This window comes from Sanguibacter sp. Z1732 (genome assembly GCF_051020515.1).
GTDB lineage: Bacteria > Actinomycetota > Actinomycetes > Actinomycetales > Beutenbergiaceae > CALKWS01.
Map to the genome: position 1 here is coordinate 2309450 of NZ_CP194857.1, position 17776 is coordinate 2327225.

A 17776-nucleotide genomic window follows, 5' to 3' on the forward strand; every position below is an offset into this window, starting at 1 on the left:
CGTGGGAGGAGAACGCGGGCAGATCAGAGGCGGGCGAGGCCCGGGGCCGGACGAGAGGGAGCAGGTGCCGATGTCGATGTGCCGACCCGAGCATCCGGAGAGGTGCCCGCGGTGACATTGCCCGAACGGGTGGGGGACCAGTTGCGGATCGGGGTGTCGATCCCGATCCCCGAGCCGTACAACTCCCGGCTGACGCGTGCCCGCGTCGAGGCCGGTGACCCGCACGCCTACTCGGTCCCGCCCCACGTCACGCTGCTGCCGCCGGTGGTGGTCGAGCCCGACCAGATGGGCGTCGTGGTGGACCACCTGAGCAACGTGGCCGACCTGTCCCGGCCGTTCGTGATGGAACTGAGCGGCACCGAGTCCTTCCGCCCGCTGAGCCAAGTGGTGTTCGTGAGCCTGCGCGCCGGTGCCCAGGAGTGCACGGCGCTGCACGAGGCGGTCAATGCCGGCCCGTTGCGCCAGGACCTGCAGTTCCCCTACCACCCGCACGTGACCATCGCCCACGACGTGCCCACGAACGACCTGGACCGTGCCGAGGCGGACATGGCCGGTTTCGACGCGCTGTTCGCGGTGGCACACTTCTCCCTGTACGAGTTCGGGGACGACGGCGTCGGGGGGATGTGAGTACGTTCGTGCTGTCCTCCTGACCCGGTCGGCAGCGGCCGATCAGTCCACCGACAGGAGTGCCCCGGCAGTCCGGACCGGGCATGCTGGAGGTATGGCGAAGATCAAGGAACTCCTCGAATGGGCCGTGCGCACCCGGGTGGTGCGGGCGCTGGGCCGGTACGGCAGCGCGAACGGGGCGCTGCTGTCCGGTGGGATCGCCTTCTCGGGCCTGTTCTCGATCTTCGCCGCCCTGGTGATCGGGTTCACCGTGTTCATGGCGGTGCTGGGGGGCAACGAGCCGTTGCGTGACTCGGTGCTGGACCAGCTCGACGAGGTACTCCCCGGGATCGTGGACACCGGCGACGGCGGGATGGTCACGCCCGACCAACTACAGCTCACCACCGCCGGCGGGATCGCCGGGGTGATCGCGGTGGTGGTGCTGCTGAACACGGCGATCGGGGTGATCACGGCGCTGCGCAGCGGTGTGCGGGCGATGTTCGGGATGGTGCGGCCCAAGGAGAACCCGGGGCTGGCGATGCTGCGTGACCTGGGCGGATTCGCCGTCCTGGCCCTGAGCGTGCTGGTCACGGCCGTTCTGGGCGTGGCAGCCGGGACGATGGCCACCTGGTTGCTGGACCTGATCGGCCTGGGTGATGCTCCCGGCGTCGGATTCCTGTTGCGCGCACTGGGCCTGCTGGTGGCCCTGGCGGTCGACACGTTGATCTTCATCTTCATCTACCGCGGACTGGCCGGGGCGCGCCCGCGCCGCCGGGACCTGATCATCGGAGCCGTCATCGGCGGGATCGGAGCCGGCGTGCTGCGGTACCTGGGCACCTCGGCGGTAGGGGCCGTGGACAACCCGCTGCTGGCAGGTTTCGCCGCCATCATCACGTTGCTGCTGTGGGTCAACCTGCAGGTGCGGATCGTGCTGATGGTCGCGGCCTGGACCGCCAACCCGCCGAAGAAGTTCAAGGTCACCCCGGACATGATCACCCACTACGACGAGGTTCCCAACTACGTCACGGTCTCGGCGCCGCACACGTTCACCTGGGCCCATGACCCGGTCACCGGCCGGGTCCTGCCCATCGTCGAGGATCCGGTCCCGGAGCCGGAGGAACCGTACTGGGGCGGCCTGATCGGTTGGGTGCGGGATTCGACCCGTCGCGCGAAGGGCTCGGAGCCCGAGCCGGCGGGGCCCGACCCGGAGGACCTGGCCGCCGAGCACTCCGCGCCCTTCGACCTCACCGACCCGAATGGGTCGAATCGGAGCGACCGGGGCTCCAGGCACGGGAACGGACCCGGAACCGGCGGCTCGTGAACTAGCCTGCGCTCCATGCACGCGATCATTCCCGCCGGTGGTGCGGGCACCCGGCTGTGGCCGCTGTCGCGCCGGGACCACCCGAAGTTCCTGCACGACCTCACCGGCACCGGACGCAGCCTGCTGCAGGCCACCATCGACCGGATGACTCCGCTGGCCCGCTCGGTCACGGTGGTCACCGGCGACCGGCACGCCCAGTCGGTACGGGAGCAACTCCCGCAGGTGCCCGCCGAAGCGGTCCTGGCCGAACCCGCCCCCCGGGACTCGATGGCCGCGATCGGCCTGGCCGCGGCGGTGCTCGCGCGCCGGCACGGCGGCGAGGACGTGATCGTGGGATCCTTCGCGGCCGATCATGTCATCACCGACGAGGAGGCCTTCGCCGAGGCGGTCGGGGCCGCCGAGGCCGCCGCCGCTGCGGGGTACGTGGCCACCATCGGGGTCGAGGCCTCCAGCCCCTCGACCGCCTTCGGTTACATCGAAGCCGGTGCGGAACTGACGCAGGTGCGGGCGGGGTTGCCCGTGCACCGGGTAGCGGCGTTCACCGAAAAGCCCGACGTCGACACCGCGACCGCGTACCTGGCCACCGGCCGGTACCGGTGGAACGCCGGGATGTTCGTGGTGGCGGCGCGGGTGCTGCTTGATCACCTGGCGCGGCACCAGCCGGACCTGGCCGCCGGCCTGGACGCGATCGCGGCCGCCTGGGACGGCCCGGAGCGTGAGCAGGTGCTGGCGAGGCACTGGGCCGGGCTCCCCGCGATCAGCATCGACCACGCGATCGCCGAACCGGTGGCCGCCCGTGGCGGGGTAGCAGTGGTTCCGGCGAGTTTCGGCTGGGACGACGTGGGGGACTGGGCTTCCATCCGGGCGGTTCTGGGCCCGGCCGGTGCCGATGCCGCGGTGCGGGTGCTCGGTGACGCCGACCGGGTGCTCGCCCTGGATGCCCCCGGTGGCATGGTGGTGCCCGGCAGCGGACGCACGGTGGTGCTGGTCGGGGTGCCCGATGCGGTGGTGGTCGACACCCCGGATGCGATCCTGGTCACCACGGCCGCGCACGCGCAGCGGGTCAAGGACGCCGTCGCGGCACTGGCGCGGCCCGGTGCGGACCACCTGCTCTGAACGCGCCGGCCCGGGCAGGTACCCTCGACGTCGTGGTTTCCCCTTCCCTGGCGGCTGCGGCCCTGGCCGAGCGCGTGCGCGCGCGTGCGGCTGACCTCAACGACGAACTGGTCGCGTTCCGCCGCGATCTGCACGCCCACCCCGAGCTCTCCCGCGCCGAGCACCGCACCACCGACCGGGTGGCCACCCGGCTGGAGGCGGCCGGGCTGACGGTCCGGCGGTTGGAGGGTACCGGGCTGATCTGTGACATCAGAGCCCGGGCCGAGAGTCCCTCCGGGGGCATGGTGGCCCTGCGCGCCGACCTGGACGCGCTGCCACTGACAGAGGTCTCCGGGCTCGGGTTCGCCTCCACTGTGCGCGGTGTGGCCCATGCCTGCGGCCACGACATGCACACCACCGTGGTGCTCGGGGCCGGGCTGGTGCTGGCCGACCTCGCCACCCAGGGTGACCTGCACAGCGACGTCCGCCTGATCTTCCAGCCCGCCGAGGAGGTCCAGCCCGGGGGCGCCCTGGATGTGATGCGCGCCGGGGGACTCGAGGGGGTCGAGGCGATCTTCGCCCTGCACTGCGACCCCAAGTTCGACGTCGGCCAGGTTGGGACCCGGATCGGACCGATCACCTCCGCCTCCGACACCGTGACGGTGACCCTGACCTCCACCGGGGGACACACCTCCCGCCCGCACCTGGCCGGTGATCTGGTGGCGGCCCTCGGGCACGTGATCACCGCCGTACCGGCGATGCTCACCCGCCGCATCGACCCGCGCTCGGGAGTCAACCTGACCTGGGGCGCGGTGCGGGCCGGCAACGCCCCCAACGCGATCCCCTCGGTGGGTAGCGTCACCGGGACGCTGCGCTGCCTGGACGCCGGGACCTGGGCGTACGCCCAGGAGCTCCTGGTCGATGTGGCCAAGCAGGTGGTGGCGCCGACCGGGGTGGAGGTGGACGTCCAGATCGTGCGCGGGGTGCCGCCGGTGGACAACGACGAGAAGTCGGTGCGATTCCTCGACGAGAGCGCCCGCACCGCGCTGGGGCCGGACTCGCTGCAACTGACCGAGCAGTCCCTGGGCGGGGAGGACTTCGCCTGGTACCTGACCGAGATCAAGGGTGCGATGGCCCGCCTCGGCACCCGGACCCCCGGCGGACGCACCTACGATCTGCACCGTCCCGATGTGATCTTCGACGAGGACGCGATCGGGGTGGGGGTGCGGTTCCTGACCCAGGCCGCTGCCCGCGCCGGCCGGGAACGCTGAGAACCGGCCCAGGCCCCGTGGCGGTGTGGCGGTGCCAGTGCCCGCCGGTGGAGGTACCAGTTGGATAACAACCGCACCCGGTACGACCCGAACCCGCCTGCGCCACCCCGTTTCGGGTCTACCATCAGGCCGGTCGCCGCATCCCTGGCGACGGCACCGACGCCACATGCCGCCCCGGCCTGTCCACCCCCACAGGAGTCCATCGTGAAGAAGTCCATCTACGCCACGGCCGGCCTGGCTGCTGCCGCGCTCGTCCTCGCCGCCTGCGGCGCCGCCCCGGAGGATGAGGACCCCGCCGGCGACACCGGTGCCGAGGGTATCGACCAGGAGTTCATGGCCTGCATGATCTCCGACGAGGGCGGTTGGCACGACGCCTCGTTCAACGAGTCCGGGTACGAGGGCCTGAACCGGGCCGCCGCGGAACTGGGTGTGTCGATCCAGGACGCCGAGTCCACCGACCCGGCCCAGTACGCGGGCAACGTTGACGCGATGGTCCAGGAGGGCTGCGACCTGACCTTCGGTGTCGGCTTCGCCCTGGAGGACGACATCCAGGCCGGCGCAGAGGCCAACGAGGACATCAATTTCGCGCTGATCGACTCTGCGTTCAGCGACGACGAGGGCAACCCGGTGGACCTGCCCAACGCCAAGCCGGTGCTGTTCAACACCCACGAGGCCGCGTACCTGGCCGGCTACCTGGCCGCCGGGATGACCGAGACCGGGACCGTGGGCACCTACGGCGGGCGCCCGTTCCCGTCGGTGACGATCTTCATGGACGGCTTCGTCGACGGCGTCGCCGGCTACAACGACACCCACGGCACCGACGTGGAGGTGCTGGGCTGGGACAAGGAGTCCCAGAACGGCTCCATGACCGGTGACTTCGAGAACCCCGAGAACGGCTACAACACCACCCAGCAGTTCATCGCCGACGGTGCCGACGTCATCCTGCCGGTGGCCGGACCGGTGGGCTCGGGCTCGCTGCGCGCCGCCGACGAGCACGAGGGCATCATGGTGATCTGGGTGGACGCCGACGGATACGAACAACCCGACAACGAGGCCTACGGCCAGTACATCCTGACCTCGGTGCTGAAGATGATCGGCAACTCCGTCTTCGACACCATCGAGGCCGCCGCGGCCGGCGAGTTTGACCCGACCCCCTACGTGGGCACCCTGGAGAACGGTGGGGTGGACATCGCCCCCTACCACGACTTCGAGGACCAGGTCCCCGACGAACTCAAGGCCGAGATCGATGAGTTGCGCGAGCAGATCATCAGCGGCGAACTGCAGGTGGACTCCCCCAGCGCGGTCGAGGTCGGCTGACGTTGACGATCACGGTGACCCGGGCTGCGAAAGGCCCGGGTCGCCGTCGTCCGCCCCGCTACAGTGCGGGCAGGACCGAAGGGAGCACAGGTGCGGCTCGAACTGCGCGGGATCACCAAACGCTTCGGCCCGCTGGTGGCCAATGACGCGATCGATCTGACCTTCGAGGCCGGGCAGATCCACGCCCTGCTGGGCGAAAACGGTGCCGGCAAGTCCACGTTGATGAACGTGTTGTACGGCCTGTACACCCCCGATGCCGGAGAGATCGTCGTCGACGGCGAACCGGTTTCCTTCGCGGGCCCCGGCGAGGCGATGGCCGCGGGCATCGGCATGGTGCACCAGCACTTCATGCTGGTGCCGGTGTTCACGGTGGCCGAGAATGTGGTGCTCGGCCACGAACCCACCGGGCCGCTGGGCGTGATCGACCTGGACCAGGCCCGCCGCATCGTGCAGGAGATCTCCGAACGCTTCGGGTTCGAGGTCAACCCCGACGCGCGCGTGGAGGACCTGAGCGTCGGTGCGCAGCAGCGGGTGGAGATCATCAAGGCGCTGTCCCGCGACGCCCGGGTGCTCATCCTCGATGAACCCACCGCGGTGCTGACCCCGCAGGAGACCGATGAGCTGATCGAGATCATGCAGCAGCTCAGTGACTCCGGTACCACGATCGTGTTCATCACCCACAAACTGCGGGAGGTCCGGGCGATCGCGGACCAGATCAGCGTGATCCGGCGGGGCAAGGTGGTCGGGGACGCCTCCCCGGCGGACTCCGAGGCCACCCTGGCCGCCCTGATGGTGGGCCGGGAGGTGAACCTGCGGGTCGATCGCGAACCCGCCCGCCGCACCGAGCACACCCTGACCATCAAGGATCTGAGCGTGCGCGACGTGGACGGGAGCCAGGTGGTGGACGCGGTGAACCTGCAGGCCCACGGCGGAGAGGTGCTGGCGATCGCCGGGGTGCAGGGCAACGGCCAGTCCGAGTTGGTCGAGGCGATTCTGGGGCTGCGCGAGGCGACCGGCGGTTCGGTCGACCTGGACGGGCAGGAACTGCTGGGACGCAGCGTGCAGGAGGTGCTGCGCGCCGGTGTGGGGTACGTCCCCGAGGACCGCTCCACCGACGGCCTGGTCGGACCCTTCACGATCGCGGAGAACCTGATCCTGGACCTGCACGACCAGGCCCCGTTCGCGCGGGGGTGGAGCATGGACCAGGACGCGATCACCGACAACGCCCGGCGTCAGGTCGAGGCGTTCGACGTGCGCACCTCCAGCATCCACGCTCCGGTCGCGACCCTGTCCGGTGGCAACCAGCAGAAAGTGGTGCTGGCCCGGGAGATGTCGCGCCCGCTGCGGGTACTGGTCGCCTCCCAGCCCACCCGCGGCCTGGACGTGGGATCGATCGAGTTCGTGCACGGGCGCATCATCGCCGAACGCGACGCGGGCACCCCGGTGCTCATCGTGTCCACCGAACTGGATGAGGTGATGGCGGTGGCGGACCGGATCGCGGTGATGTGTACCGCGGCCGTGTGGTCGGGGTGGTCGACGGCGACACCGATCGTGACGTACTCGGGCTGATGATGGCCGGGGTGGCACCGCAGGAGGCCGAGGAGCGGGCCGCCGCTGAGCACACCCGGATGCACGTCGCCGACACCGCAGGCCAGGTCGAGGAGGTCACCGGGGATCCGGTGGCGGTGGAGGACCCGCCCATCGGTTCCCGACCCGGTGAGCCCGCCCAGAGCCCGCCCGGCGATGATCCGCGCGACCGGGATCCCGGAGAGGCCGTCATGCATGAGGGCGGCAGTGCTGATCCGACCGGGGGCGACCGCGGCAACGGGGACGGCACCCAGGAGGGGCAGGTGCGCGATGTCTGAGCGACGCACCGAACCCGCGGGGGCCGGCCCGGACCCGGGTGAGCAGGGCAGCGAGATGCGCGGGGTGCTGCGGGAGATCCTCTCGGCCAGCTGGGTCACCGTGCTGCTGGCCATCGTGGCCGCGCTGGTGGTCTCCGCGGTCCTGGTGATGTACGCCGACCCGGACGTTCGTGGTTCCGCGGTGTACTTCTTCGACCGGCCCGGCGACACCTTCTCCGCGGCCTGGGGCGCGATCGTGGATACCTACACGGCCCTGTTCCGTGGCGCCGTCTTCGACTACCGGGCCGACTCGGTCAGCAGGGCGCTGCGGCCGGTCACCGAGACGTTCGTGGCCGCAACGCCGCTCATCTTCGCCGGCCTCGGGCTGGGCATCGCCTTCCGCGCCGGGATGTTCAATATCGGCGCCCAGGGGCAGGTGCTCGCCGGGGCCGCTGCGGCCGCCTACGTCGGCTTCGCCCTGCCGATGCCGCCCGTGGTGCACCTGGTGGCCGCGGTGCTGGCCGCCGCTGTGATCGGTGGGCTGTGGGCCGGGATCGCCGGGTTCCTCAAGGCCCGCACCGGCGCGAACGAAGTGATCACCACGATCATGCTGAACTGGATCAGCCTGTGGCTGGTGCGGTACCTACTCGATCAGGAGTACTTCGCCCCGGGTCCGAACCCGATCGCACCGCCGGTGTCGTCGAACTCGGTATTTCCGCTGTTGCTCGGTTCCGGGTTCAACCTGCACCTGGGTTTCCTGCTTGCCCTGGCCGCGGTGGCGGCGGTGTGGTGGCTGATGGAGCGTTCCACGATCGGCTTCAAGTTCCGGGCGGTGGGAGCGAACATGGACGCCGCCCGGACCGCGGGGATCAACGTCAACCTCACCTTCGTGATGGTCATGGTCAGCGCCGGCCTGCTCGCCGGGCTGGCCGGTGCCAGCCAGATCCTCGGCCCCACCCGGACCCTGCGGGAGACCACCGCGGGGAACATCGGCTTCGATGCGATCACGGTGGCGCTGCTCGGACGATCCCGGCCGGTGGGGGTGCTGCTGGCCTCGCTGCTGTTCGGGGCGATGCGCGCAGGTCTGCCCCTGATGCAGGTCAACTCGCACACGCCGGTGGACCTGATCCTGATCCTGCAGGCCACCATCGTGCTGATGATCGCCGCGCCGCCGCTGGTGCGTTCGATGTTCCGGTTGCCGCAGCCGCACGGTGAGAACCGGCGCCGCGAGGGAGCCCTGGTATGAGCGCCGCGACACACTTCCACGACCCGGCAGTGGCCGCGGCGGACCCCGCGGTCGGGAGGATCTCCTGGCGCACCCCGGTGCTGATGGCCGCCGTGACGATCGCAGGCCTGCTCGCCTTCGGGCTGTTCACCTCGGCCGGGCGTGAGTCGCGATTCAACCTCGGCGGCGGCGGGATCCCGTTCGACCCGCCACCCCTGGTGCTGCCCTCCCGGCTGACGGTCCTGGTGCTGGTGGCCATCGCGCTGACCCTGACCGCGCTGGCCTACTGGTACACCTCGACGCGCCGCACGGTTCCGCTGGCGATCCCGATCTCCTTCGGAGTGGTGATGCTGGCGGCCTTCCTGACCTGGGCGGTGGCCGGTAACGCCCGTGGCCTCACGCTGTCCTTCCTGCTCGCCACCACGATCACGGCCACGCTCCCGTTCGCGTTCGGCGCGATGGCGGGAGTGCTGTGCGAACGCTCCGGCATCATCAACATCGCCATCGAGGGCCAACTGCTGATGGGGGCCTTCATGGCCGCGATCGTGGCGAGCATGGCCGGCAACTTCTACTACGCCCTGATCGCCGCACCGATCGGCGGGGCGCTCGTGGGGTTGCTGCTGGCGGTGTTCTCCATCCGGTACCGGGTGGACCAGATCATCGTCGGTGTGGTGCTGAACGTGCTGGTGCTGGGGGTGACCACCTACCTGCTGCACTCGGTGGTGCGGGACAACTCCAGCACCATGAACGACCCGCCCCGGTTGACCCCGATCCGGATCCCGCTGCTGGCCGACATCCCGGTGGTGGGCCCGGCACTGTTCAACCACAACGTGATCGTCTACGCCATGTTCGCCACCGTGATCGGGTTGCAGTTCATGATCTTCCGCAGCCGTTGGGGCCTGCGGATGCGCTCGGTGGGCGAGCACCCGAAAGCGGCCGACACCGTCGGCATCAACGTGAACCGGACCCGGTACCGCAACGTGGTGTTCGGCTCCGCGGTGGCCGGCTTCGGTGGTGCCGCGCTGGTCTCAGCGGGCCTGGCGTTCCTGGAGAACATCACCGCCGGCCGCGGTTACATCGCCCTGGCCGCGATGATCCTGGGCCGGTGGAAGCCCGCCGGTGCCCTGGCCGCAGCGCTGCTGTTCGGCTTCGCCGACTCCCTGAACCGGATGCTGGTGAACATCAGTTCCCCGGTGCCGACCGAACTGCTGGCGATGTTGCCCTACCTGGCCACCATCTTCGCCGTGGCCGGACTGGTGGGCCGGGTGCGCCCGCCCGCGGCGGAGGGCAAGCCGTACCCGCCCTCATGAGAAGCCCGGGGAGCAGGGTCGAGCGATGAAGGAGGCTGAGCCGAATGAGCACGATCGACTGGCACGAACTGCGGGCGGCGGCCCGGGAGGTGGCGCAGCGCGCCTACGCCCCCTACTCGGGCCTGCGGTCGGCGCCGCGGCGCGGACCGATGACGGCCGGGTGCTGGTGGGGTGCAACGTGGAGAATGCCGCCTACGGGGTGACCCTGTGCGCGGAGTGCTCGCTGGTCTCCGCGCTGGTCACCGGCGGCGGGGGGCGCCTGGCGGCCTTCACCTGCGCCGGTGCCGAGGGGCAGTTGCTGATGCCCTGCGGGCGCTGTCGGCAACTCCTCTGGGAACACGGCGGAGCCGGGTTGCTGGTGGACACTCCCTCCGGCATCCGGCCGATGAGCCAGGTGCTGCCCGACGCCTTCGGTCCGGACCACCTCCCCTGAGCACCGCCCATCGGCCCTCCGGGCCGGGGCGCGGGGGAGCATTACCATCGGGTCATGAGCAATGAAGCCTTCGACGCCGTCGACATCATCCGCACCAAGCGCGACGGCGAGGCACTCAGCGAGGAGCAGATCCGCTGGGTGATCGAGGCCTACACCCGTGGGGCGGTGGCCGAGGAGCAGATGGCCGCGCTGAACATGGCGATCCTGCTGAACGGGATGGGCCGGGCCGAGGTCGCCACCTGGACCCGGGCGATGATCGACTCCGGAGAGCGGATGGACTTCTCCGTCCTGCCGGTGCCCACCACGGACAAGCACTCGACCGGCGGGGTCGGGGACAAGATCACCCTGCCGCTGGCCCCCCTGGTCGCCTCCTTCGGGGTGGCGGTCCCGCAGCTGTCCGGCCGCGGCCTGGGGCACACCGGTGGCACCCTGGACAAACTCGAGTCGATCCCCGGCTGGCGGGCGGACCTGAGCAACGAGGAGATGCTGGCCCAACTGCGCCACGTGGGCGCGGTGATCTGCCAGGCCGGCTCCGGCCTGGCCCCGGCCGACCGCAAGCTCTATGCGCTGCGCGACGTGACCGGCACCGTGGAGTCGATCCCGCTGATCGCCTCCTCGATCATGAGCAAGAAGATCGCCGAGGGAACCGGCGCCCTGGTGCTGGACGTCAAGGTGGGGTCCGGGGCGTTCATGAAGGACGCCGACGCCGCCCGGGAACTGGCCCGCACCATGGTGGATCTGGGCACCGACGCGGGCGTGACCACCCGGGCCCTGCTCACCGACATGTCGACCCCGCTGGGCCTGACCGCGGGCAACGCCCTGGAGGTCCGCGAGGCGGTGGAGGTACTCGGCGGCGGTGGGCCCCCCGACGTCGTCGAACTCACCGTCGCGCTGGCCCGGGAGATGCTCTCCGCGGCGGGCCGGGAGGATGTCGACGTCGCCGCGGCCCTGACGGACGGGCGGGCGATGGACACCTGGCGCGCGATGATCACCGCCCAGGGAGGCGATCCCGACGCCCCGCTGCCCACCGCCACCCACACCGACGTGGTCCTCGCCCCCGCCGACGGGGTGCTGGTGGGACTCGACGCGCTCGCCGTGGGTGTGGCCGCCTGGCGGCTGGGCGCAGGCCGGGCCCGTCGCGAGGACGCGGTCCAGGCCGGCGCCGGGGTGCAGATGCACGCCAAACCAGGCACGGCCGTGCGTGCCGGGGAGCCCCTGATGACCCTGCACAGTGACACCCCCGAACGTTTCGACCGCGCCAGGCAAGCACTCGCCGACGCTGCTGTCATCGCCCCGGAGGGCTCCCGCCCACCCGGGCGGCCCCTCATCCTGGACCGCATCGTCGCTGGGTGAGGAGAGGGTCACGATGACTGCGCAGGGGCGGGACCGCGGGCGCCCGGGGCTGTCCCTGAGTACGGTGCTGAGCCCGGTGTTCACCGGCCGGTACCTCGACCTCGCCCAGCGACTGCTCACCGCCCGCGCCGCGCCGCTGGCGCTGCCGCACTGGAACCTCTTCCGCCACGAGGACGGGAACCGCTCCGGGCCTGAGTTGGTGCGCATCGGCGGGCACGTGGCCCGTCAGCACGACGGCGTCACCTGCGGTGCGGCGGCCATCATGCTGCTGAACGCCGCGATCGACCCGCACCTGGCCGCCTGGCTCGAGCACGGCCGTCTGCCCGCCGCAACTCCGCCGGAGATCGCCACACTCGATGCCGCGGGCCTGGCCGCACCCACGGTGGCGGCCCGGATGGTCCTTGCCCAGGGCGCCACCCACCGCATCCTCACCCGCGCCGGGCCGGGCCGCCTGCCGTGGCCCCGGGCGCTGGGTACCCCGCCCTGGGGCGCGGCCCGCGGCGCCCGGGTACCCGGGGTGCGCTACACCCACCGGGCCGTGGACGATCACAACCCGGCGGTGCTGCGCGCCACCACCGACATGCTCGTGGCCGCCACCTCCGCAGGTGTCCCCGTCCCGCTCTACGCCGGCGGCAACAGGGCTCGTGGGTGGCGCACCGCGGTGCCGCGGCACGTGCTGCTGGCACTGCCCACAGCCGGGGACCGGCTGCGCATCTTCGACCCGGGGACGGGATACGTCCACCGGGTGCGGCCGGAGGAGCTGGCGGCGCGGCGCACCCCGCACCCGGCGCTGGGGAACTGGACCCACCTGGCCTGGACGCTGATCCCGCTGGTGGACTCCCACCGGTAGGGCCTGCACCGCACTGCCACAATGCCGCCATGACCTTCGTGCCCGGACACCGGTTGAGCGCCCACCTGCTGGACGTCGTCGAACCGGCCCTGACGCAGGAGTTTCCGCACCTGCGGTACGCCGCCGCCCTGATCGGGCGCGGCTCGGACGTGCTCGGCTACGACACCGCTCGTTCCACCGATCACGACTGGGGCCCACGCCTGGTGCTGGTGCTGTCCGAGCAGGACCACCGAACCCACGCCGAGCAGGTCCTGGACGCGGTCGAGGCGGTGCTGCCGGAGATGATCGCGGGGGTCGCGGTGGACCACCTGCCGGCCCAGCAGGTTCCCGGTGGCCCGGCCACCCACCACACCACCGCGGGGCGCCGGCGCCCGCACGGGGTGAGTGTGCGCACGCTGCCGGGCCTGTTGTCGGACCTGCTCGGCATCGACTCACTGGCCGAACTGGACCCCGCTACCTGGATGAGCATTCCCTCCCAGAGCCTGTTGGAGTTCACCGCCGGGCCGGTGCTGCGCGACGACGTGGGCCACGTGAGCCGCACCCGTGCGGCGTTGGCGTTCTACCCCGACCAGATCTGGCTGGTCATCATGGCCGGGTGGTGGCAGCGCATCGCCCAGCTGGAGGCCTTCACCGGTCGGGCCCGCGAGGCCGGCGACGACGTGGGTGCCGGGGTCATCGCCGCCGGCATCGTGCGCTGCGGCATGCACCTGGCGTTGTTGCAACAGCGCACCTACCCGCCCTATGCCAAGTGGTTGGGCACAGCCCTTGCCCGCACCACCGGCGGAGCGGACCTGCTCACCCTGCTGCGCGCCGCGCTGGACGCCCGGGGAACCGACCAGGAGCGGGCCGTGGTGGACGTGCTGCTCGCGCTCGCCGCAGGCCATGACCGGCTCGGCGTGACCGACCAGGTACGGGCCACGCCGTCGTCCTTCTTCGACCGGCCCTACCCGGTGATCTGGGCCGACCGGTTCACCGAGGCACTACGAGGTGCCATCACCGATCCGGCCGTGCGAGCACCCGGCAGGGCTCAGCGCTGCAGTTCCAGCCCGCGGGTGCGGGTGGAGATGCGCCACAGGCTCGAGGTCGCGGTGATGTACAACAGGGTGCCGAAGGGGCCCCCGAAGCACAGGTTCGCGGTGGTTTCGGGAGTGGGGATACGGCCCAGTTCGGTGCCGCCGTCGGGGGTGAGGACGTGCACCCCGTCGGCGGCGGAGGACCAGATCCGTCCCTCGATGTCCAGACGCAGCCCGTCGGTCTTACCCGGGTCCACCCGGAACCACTCGCGTTCGTAGGTGGCATTGCCGTCGGGGTCGATGCGATAGCCGAACGTGGCGGCATCGGAGCCGGTGTCGGCCAGCAACAGCAGGTCCGCGGAGGCGAAGGCCAGGCCGTTCGGCTTGTCCCGGTCCCGGATCGGGGCGGTCAGCGTGCCGTCACGGTCGAGCCGGAACACCCAGCGTCCGGGCAGTTCCTGCTCCCCGCCGTAGCCCTCCTCGGGCTTGTCGATGCCATAGGTGGGATCGGTGAACCACAAGGAGCCGTCCAAGGGGTGCAGGGCTACGTCATTGGGGCTGTTCAGTCGCTTGCCATCGAAAGTGCCGGCCAGGGTGGTCCAGGATCCGTCGTGCTCGTGCCGCACCAGAGCCCGCTCCCCGTGGGAGCAGGCGATCAGCAACCCGTCGATATCGGTGCAATGCCCGTTCTGGTGGTGGCTCGGCTCTGCCTCAACCTCCAGTGCCCCGTAGTCGGTCCATGCCCAGGTGCGGTTCTGCCGGACGTCGGAGAAGACCACCCGTTCCCGGTTGGCCACGTAGGTGGGGCCCTCGGCCCAGGTGAAATCCCCGGCGAGGTGCTCCAACGCCGCATCCGGGGGGAACAGCTCACTGAAGGACGGGTCGGTAGGCACAGGACCTGATGGCGTAGTCATGCCCGCCACGGTACCGAGCCCAGCGGCCAGCGGCACCCCGGTCCGGGCGCCGAACCTCCGGTGGGCTCAGTGGCCGTCCAGGTTCCACTCCTCGGTATCGACCTGCGGTACGGCTCCGCGGGTTCCGGCTCCGGCGCCGCCACCGGGACCCGGCGCAATCTCGTCGGGCTCGAGATCATCGACCGCCAGGTCCAGGCCGTGGTTGCGCCGTTTGCGCTTGCTGCCCTGGCCGTTTCCGGCGAACGCACCTCCGACGCCGCCCCGGCCGGCGCCGCCGGCACCCGCGCCGCCGCCCGCGCGGGAACTGCCAGGGGCGACCGCGGCACCGCCGCGTCCGGGTCCACCGGCACCGCCTCGGCCGGCTGCTCCCGGACCACCCCGGGCGGTCGAACCGGGCACCATGCCGCCGACGCCTCCGCGTGCACCGGGGGCACCGACGCCACGCGTGCCGGGTCCCCCGCGGCCGGTCTGACCGGGGACCATGCCGCCGACGCCACCGCGTGCCCCGGGGCCCACACCGCCCCGTGCTCCGGCACCGTGGGCCGGTGGGGCCACCCCGATCATGCCGCCGCGCCCGCCGGTCATCCCCGCACCGGGTCCGCCCAGCCTCGGACCGGCTCCGCCGGCACCGATCACCGCGCCGCCCACCGCGGCTCCGGGACCGCCCACGCCGGGGCCGCCCGCACCGGGACCGATCCCGGCGCCGGCGCCGCCGACGAGTGTGCCTCCGCCGGGACCATCCACGGAGGTGTCGATCATCGGGCCGGTGCCGGCCTCGGGGTTCCAGTGCTCACGACCTGTGCCGGCCCCGGTACCGCCGGGCCCGGCCGGTAGGTCCTGGACCGGCCCGCCGCCGCCGATCCCGGAGCCGGTGCCCACGGATGGACCGCCGCCGCCGATCCCGGGCCCGGTGCCCACGGATGGACCGCCGCCGCCGGGTCCGGGACCGGTTCCCACCGGAGCGCCGCCTCCGGAACCACCGGGTCCGGTGCCGCCCCCGCCACCGGACATCGAGAATCCGGGGGTGGCAGCGGCTCCGGTGTCGCCAGCGCCGCTGGTCCCGCTCGGGCCGGGCGTCGTCGGTCCGGCCGTGTTGCCGCTCATCCGCGCAGTGGCGTCGCGCAGCATGGCGTCCAGCCGGTTCATCTCCCTGCCGGCCTCCGCCTCGCGCTCCCTGGCGTTCTGCTCCCGGAAGTGCGCGCGCAAGTCGGCGGCGTCCTCGAACTCCACGTTGCCGCGGGCAGGGTGGCCTACCAGGGACGCCTGTTCCTCCTGGAACGCATCCAGGTCCTCGCTGGGCAGCATCGTGTAGGACACCGAGCCCTCCCGGACCGCCTCCCGCGCGTCGGAGAGGATGGTCACGACCTCATCGAGTTCACCGGCGAGTTCGGCTGCGCCGGAGGCGATCTCCGTGGCCAGTTCCCGGGCCGCCTGACCGGCCGACCCTTCCATGCCGGGATCACCGGCGGCGTTGCGCAGGGCCTCGGCCAGTGCGCTCAGGCTCCCGGCCCCGCCATACAGGTTCGACCGGTCGGTCGAGGTGCCGTCCCGGTTGGTGTCGTTGACGTCCAGGTAGCGCTTCAGTGCGTCGGCGTTGGCGCCCATCAGGCCTCCCCGGTCGGTGTGCCGGCCTCGGGGACGTGGATCTGCTCGGTGTCACGCCCGGCGTGAGCCATCACGGTCTCGACGTCGTCGTCCACACCCAGCAGGGCCTTCTCGCTCTCGGTCAGACCGGAGGTGAATTGATCGACCTTCGCCGCCAGCGTGTCCATCTTCTCCTGGATCGCCAGCAACCGGTCGCGGTAACTGGCCGCGAAGTTCATCGCCTCGGTGTTGATGGTCCAGCGCGAAGCGTTCTGGGTGTTGGCCAGTTCACTCGCGGTCTTGATCTCGTCCTGAAGATCGTCGTTGGCCTGTTGAGCCAGACCCGCGACGTGATACACGGTGTGCGAATCGATCAGTAGTGCCACGGCGCTTCTGTCCCTTCGGTTACTCCGAATCCAGGCTAACGGAGGATCGCGCAGGCGCCCATGGAGAGAACTCCCCATCGTCCCGCCCCGATGGCCCTGGTCACGTTGGCCGTTACGCTGCTGTGTCATGACGCTGCGCCCGGAACAGATAGCCGCCCTGCCCAAGGTCGTCCTGCACGACCACCTCGATGGCGGGCTGCGCCCGCAGACGCTGCTGGACCTGGCCGCAGCCATCGGTCACGATCTGCCCGCCCGGAACGCGCAGGACCTGGCGCGGTGGTTCGTCGCCTCGGCCAACTCGGGGTCCCTGGAGCGCTACCTGGAGACTTTTGCTCACACCACCGCGGTGATGCAGACCCCCGAAGGGCTGCACCGGGTGGCCAAGGAGGCGGTGCTGGACCTGGCGGCCGACGGTGTGGTCTACGCCGAACAGCGGTACGCACCCGAGCAGCACCAGCATCAGGGCCTGAGCCTGCAGGAGGTGGTCGATGCGGTCCGGTCCGGATTGGACGACGGCGTGGAAGAGGCCGCGCGCGCGGGTCACCGGATCCACGTGGGAACCCTGATCACCGCGATGCGCCAGGAGGACCGGACCCCGATGAGATCGCCGAACTCGCCCTGGCCAACCGTGACCGGGGCGCGTTCGGGTTCGACATCGCCGGACCCGAACTGGGCTTCCCCCCGACCCGCCAGGCCCGGGCCTTCCAGACGTTGCGGGAGGCCAACTTCCCCTTCACCATCCACGCCGGAGAGGCCGACGGGGTGGAGAGCATCTGGCAGGCACTCCAGCAGTGCCACACCCTGAGGTTGGGACACGGGGTGCGCATCATCGAGGACATCGCCGACGCCGAGGACCCCGGGCGTGCCCGCCTCGGCCGGGTGGCCCACTGGGTGCGGGACCGTCAGATCCCGCTGGAGGCCTGCCCGGTATCGAACCTGCACACCGGGATCGCCCCGACGGTGGCCGCCCACCCCATCACCGCGCTTCGCGACCTGGGCTTCGCGGTGACCATCAACACCGACAACCGGCTGGTCTCAGGCACCTCGATGAGCCAGGAGATGACCCTGCTGGTGACCGAGGCCGGCTGGGACCTGGCCGACCTGGAGGCGGCGACGCTGACGGCGGCGTGGAACGGGTTCGCCCACCACGACGTGATGCAGCAGATCGTCGCCGAACAGATCCTCCCCGGATTCGCGGCGGCCCGGGACGCCGTGTGACCGACGGCGCAGCCCGGTGCCCGGCCCGACCGCAAG

At 71.3% G+C, this 17776-nt stretch carries 12 protein-coding genes and 4 pseudogenes; 13 read left to right on the forward strand and 3 right to left on the reverse strand.

The genetic code is table 11. From position 1 onward, the window contains the following. Positions 1-111: 111 nt before the first annotated feature. From ACRRRO_RS12170 to ACRRRO_RS12225, 12 genes and pseudogenes are all read left to right on the forward strand, one after another. Positions 112-627, forward strand: coding sequence for a 2'-5' RNA ligase family protein (locus tag ACRRRO_RS12170; RefSeq protein ID WP_434080331.1), 516 nt, complete (start codon positions 112-114; stop codon positions 625-627). 94 nt (positions 628-721) lie between these two features. Continuing rightward, on the forward strand, positions 722-1927 hold the full coding sequence (locus ACRRRO_RS12175) for a YihY/virulence factor BrkB family protein (RefSeq protein WP_424797019.1): 1206 nt from the start codon (positions 722-724) through the stop codon (positions 1925-1927). A gap of 15 nt (positions 1928-1942) precedes the next feature. Beyond that, a complete protein-coding gene (locus tag ACRRRO_RS12180) occupies positions 1943-3043 on the forward strand; it encodes a mannose-1-phosphate guanylyltransferase (RefSeq protein WP_424797018.1) in 1101 nt (366 codons plus the stop codon). Positions 3044-3075: 32 nt separating this feature from the next. Beyond that, on the forward strand, positions 3076-4293 hold the full coding sequence (locus tag ACRRRO_RS12185; protein ID WP_424797017.1) for an amidohydrolase: 1218 nt from the start codon (positions 3076-3078) through the stop codon (positions 4291-4293). Between the two features lie 204 nt (positions 4294-4497). Further along, complete coding sequence (locus ACRRRO_RS12190; RefSeq protein WP_424797016.1) at positions 4498-5610, forward strand: BMP family lipoprotein; 1113 nt, start codon at positions 4498-4500, stop codon at positions 5608-5610. Positions 5611-5700: 90 nt separating this feature from the next. Continuing rightward, positions 5701-7226 (forward strand): annotated as a pseudogene (locus tag ACRRRO_RS12195) (ABC transporter ATP-binding protein); the annotation flags it as partial. A 241-nt stretch (positions 7227-7467) separates the two neighbouring features. Beyond that, positions 7468-8700: an ABC transporter permease gene (locus ACRRRO_RS12200; protein ID WP_424797014.1), complete on the forward strand. Its 1233-nt coding sequence runs from the start codon at positions 7468-7470 to the stop codon at positions 8698-8700. Further along, positions 8697-9989, forward strand: a complete 1293-nt coding sequence (locus tag ACRRRO_RS12205) for an ABC transporter permease (RefSeq protein ID WP_424787478.1) — start codon at positions 8697-8699, stop codon at positions 9987-9989. The genes ACRRRO_RS12200 and ACRRRO_RS12205 overlap by 4 nt, the downstream gene beginning before the upstream one ends. Before the next feature lie 44 nt (positions 9990-10033). Beyond that, positions 10034-10422 (forward strand): annotated as a pseudogene (locus ACRRRO_RS12210) (cytidine deaminase). A gap of 54 nt (positions 10423-10476) precedes the next feature. Further along, complete coding sequence (locus ACRRRO_RS12215) at positions 10477-11775, forward strand: thymidine phosphorylase (protein ID WP_424797013.1); 1299 nt, start codon at positions 10477-10479, stop codon at positions 11773-11775. Between the two features lie 13 nt (positions 11776-11788). Continuing rightward, positions 11789-12625 (forward strand): hypothetical protein, encoded by an 837-nt coding sequence (locus ACRRRO_RS12220; RefSeq protein ID WP_424797012.1) that lies wholly within the window; start codon positions 11789-11791, stop codon positions 12623-12625. A 461-nt stretch (positions 12626-13086) separates the two neighbouring features. Then, positions 13087-13368 (forward strand): annotated as a pseudogene (locus ACRRRO_RS12225) (DUF4037 domain-containing protein); the annotation flags it as partial. 284 nt (positions 13369-13652) lie between these two features. On the opposite strand, the gene ACRRRO_RS12230 reads toward ACRRRO_RS12225, so the two are convergent. From ACRRRO_RS12230 to ACRRRO_RS12240, 3 genes are all read right to left on the reverse strand, one after another. Beyond that, positions 13653-14552 (reverse strand): SMP-30/gluconolactonase/LRE family protein, encoded by a 900-nt coding sequence (locus ACRRRO_RS12230; protein WP_424797011.1) that lies wholly within the window; start codon positions 14550-14552, stop codon positions 13653-13655. Positions 14553-14618: 66 nt separating this feature from the next. Next, positions 14619-16157, reverse strand: a complete 1539-nt coding sequence (locus ACRRRO_RS12235) for a hypothetical protein (protein WP_424797010.1) — start codon at positions 16155-16157, stop codon at positions 14619-14621. Next, on the reverse strand, positions 16157-16522 hold the full coding sequence (locus ACRRRO_RS12240; protein WP_424789940.1) for a hypothetical protein: 366 nt from the start codon (positions 16520-16522) through the stop codon (positions 16157-16159). Before ACRRRO_RS12240 ends, ACRRRO_RS12235 begins: the two co-directional genes overlap by 1 nt. 127 nt (positions 16523-16649) lie before the next feature. Here ACRRRO_RS12240 and ACRRRO_RS12245 point away from each other — a divergent pair. Continuing rightward, positions 16650-17740: pseudogene (locus ACRRRO_RS12245) on the forward strand (adenosine deaminase). Positions 17741-17776: the final 36 nt, after the last annotated feature.

Bases quoted from the DNA above. Each gene is read 5' to 3' on its own strand.
- ACRRRO_RS12215 (WP_424797013.1), top strand. From the start codon at position 10,477: ATGAGCAATGAAGCCTTCGACGCCGTCGACATCATCCGCACCAAGCGC.
- ACRRRO_RS12220 (WP_424797012.1), top strand. From the start codon at position 11,789: ATGACTGCGCAGGGGCGGGACCGCGGGCGCCCGGGGCTGTCCCTGAGT.
- ACRRRO_RS12175 (WP_424797019.1), top strand. From the start codon at position 722: ATGGCGAAGATCAAGGAACTCCTCGAATGGGCCGTGCGCACCCGGGTG.
- ACRRRO_RS12230 (WP_424797011.1), bottom strand. From the start codon at position 14,552: ATGACTACGCCATCAGGTCCTGTGCCTACCGACCCGTCCTTCAGTGAG.
- ACRRRO_RS12205 (WP_424787478.1), top strand. From the start codon at position 8,697: ATGAGCGCCGCGACACACTTCCACGACCCGGCAGTGGCCGCGGCGGAC.
- ACRRRO_RS12200 (WP_424797014.1), top strand. From the start codon at position 7,468: ATGTCTGAGCGACGCACCGAACCCGCGGGGGCCGGCCCGGACCCGGGT.
- ACRRRO_RS12235 (WP_424797010.1), bottom strand. From the start codon at position 16,157: ATGGGCGCCAACGCCGACGCACTGAAGCGCTACCTGGACGTCAACGAC.
- ACRRRO_RS12180 (WP_424797018.1), top strand. From the start codon at position 1,943: ATGCACGCGATCATTCCCGCCGGTGGTGCGGGCACCCGGCTGTGGCCG.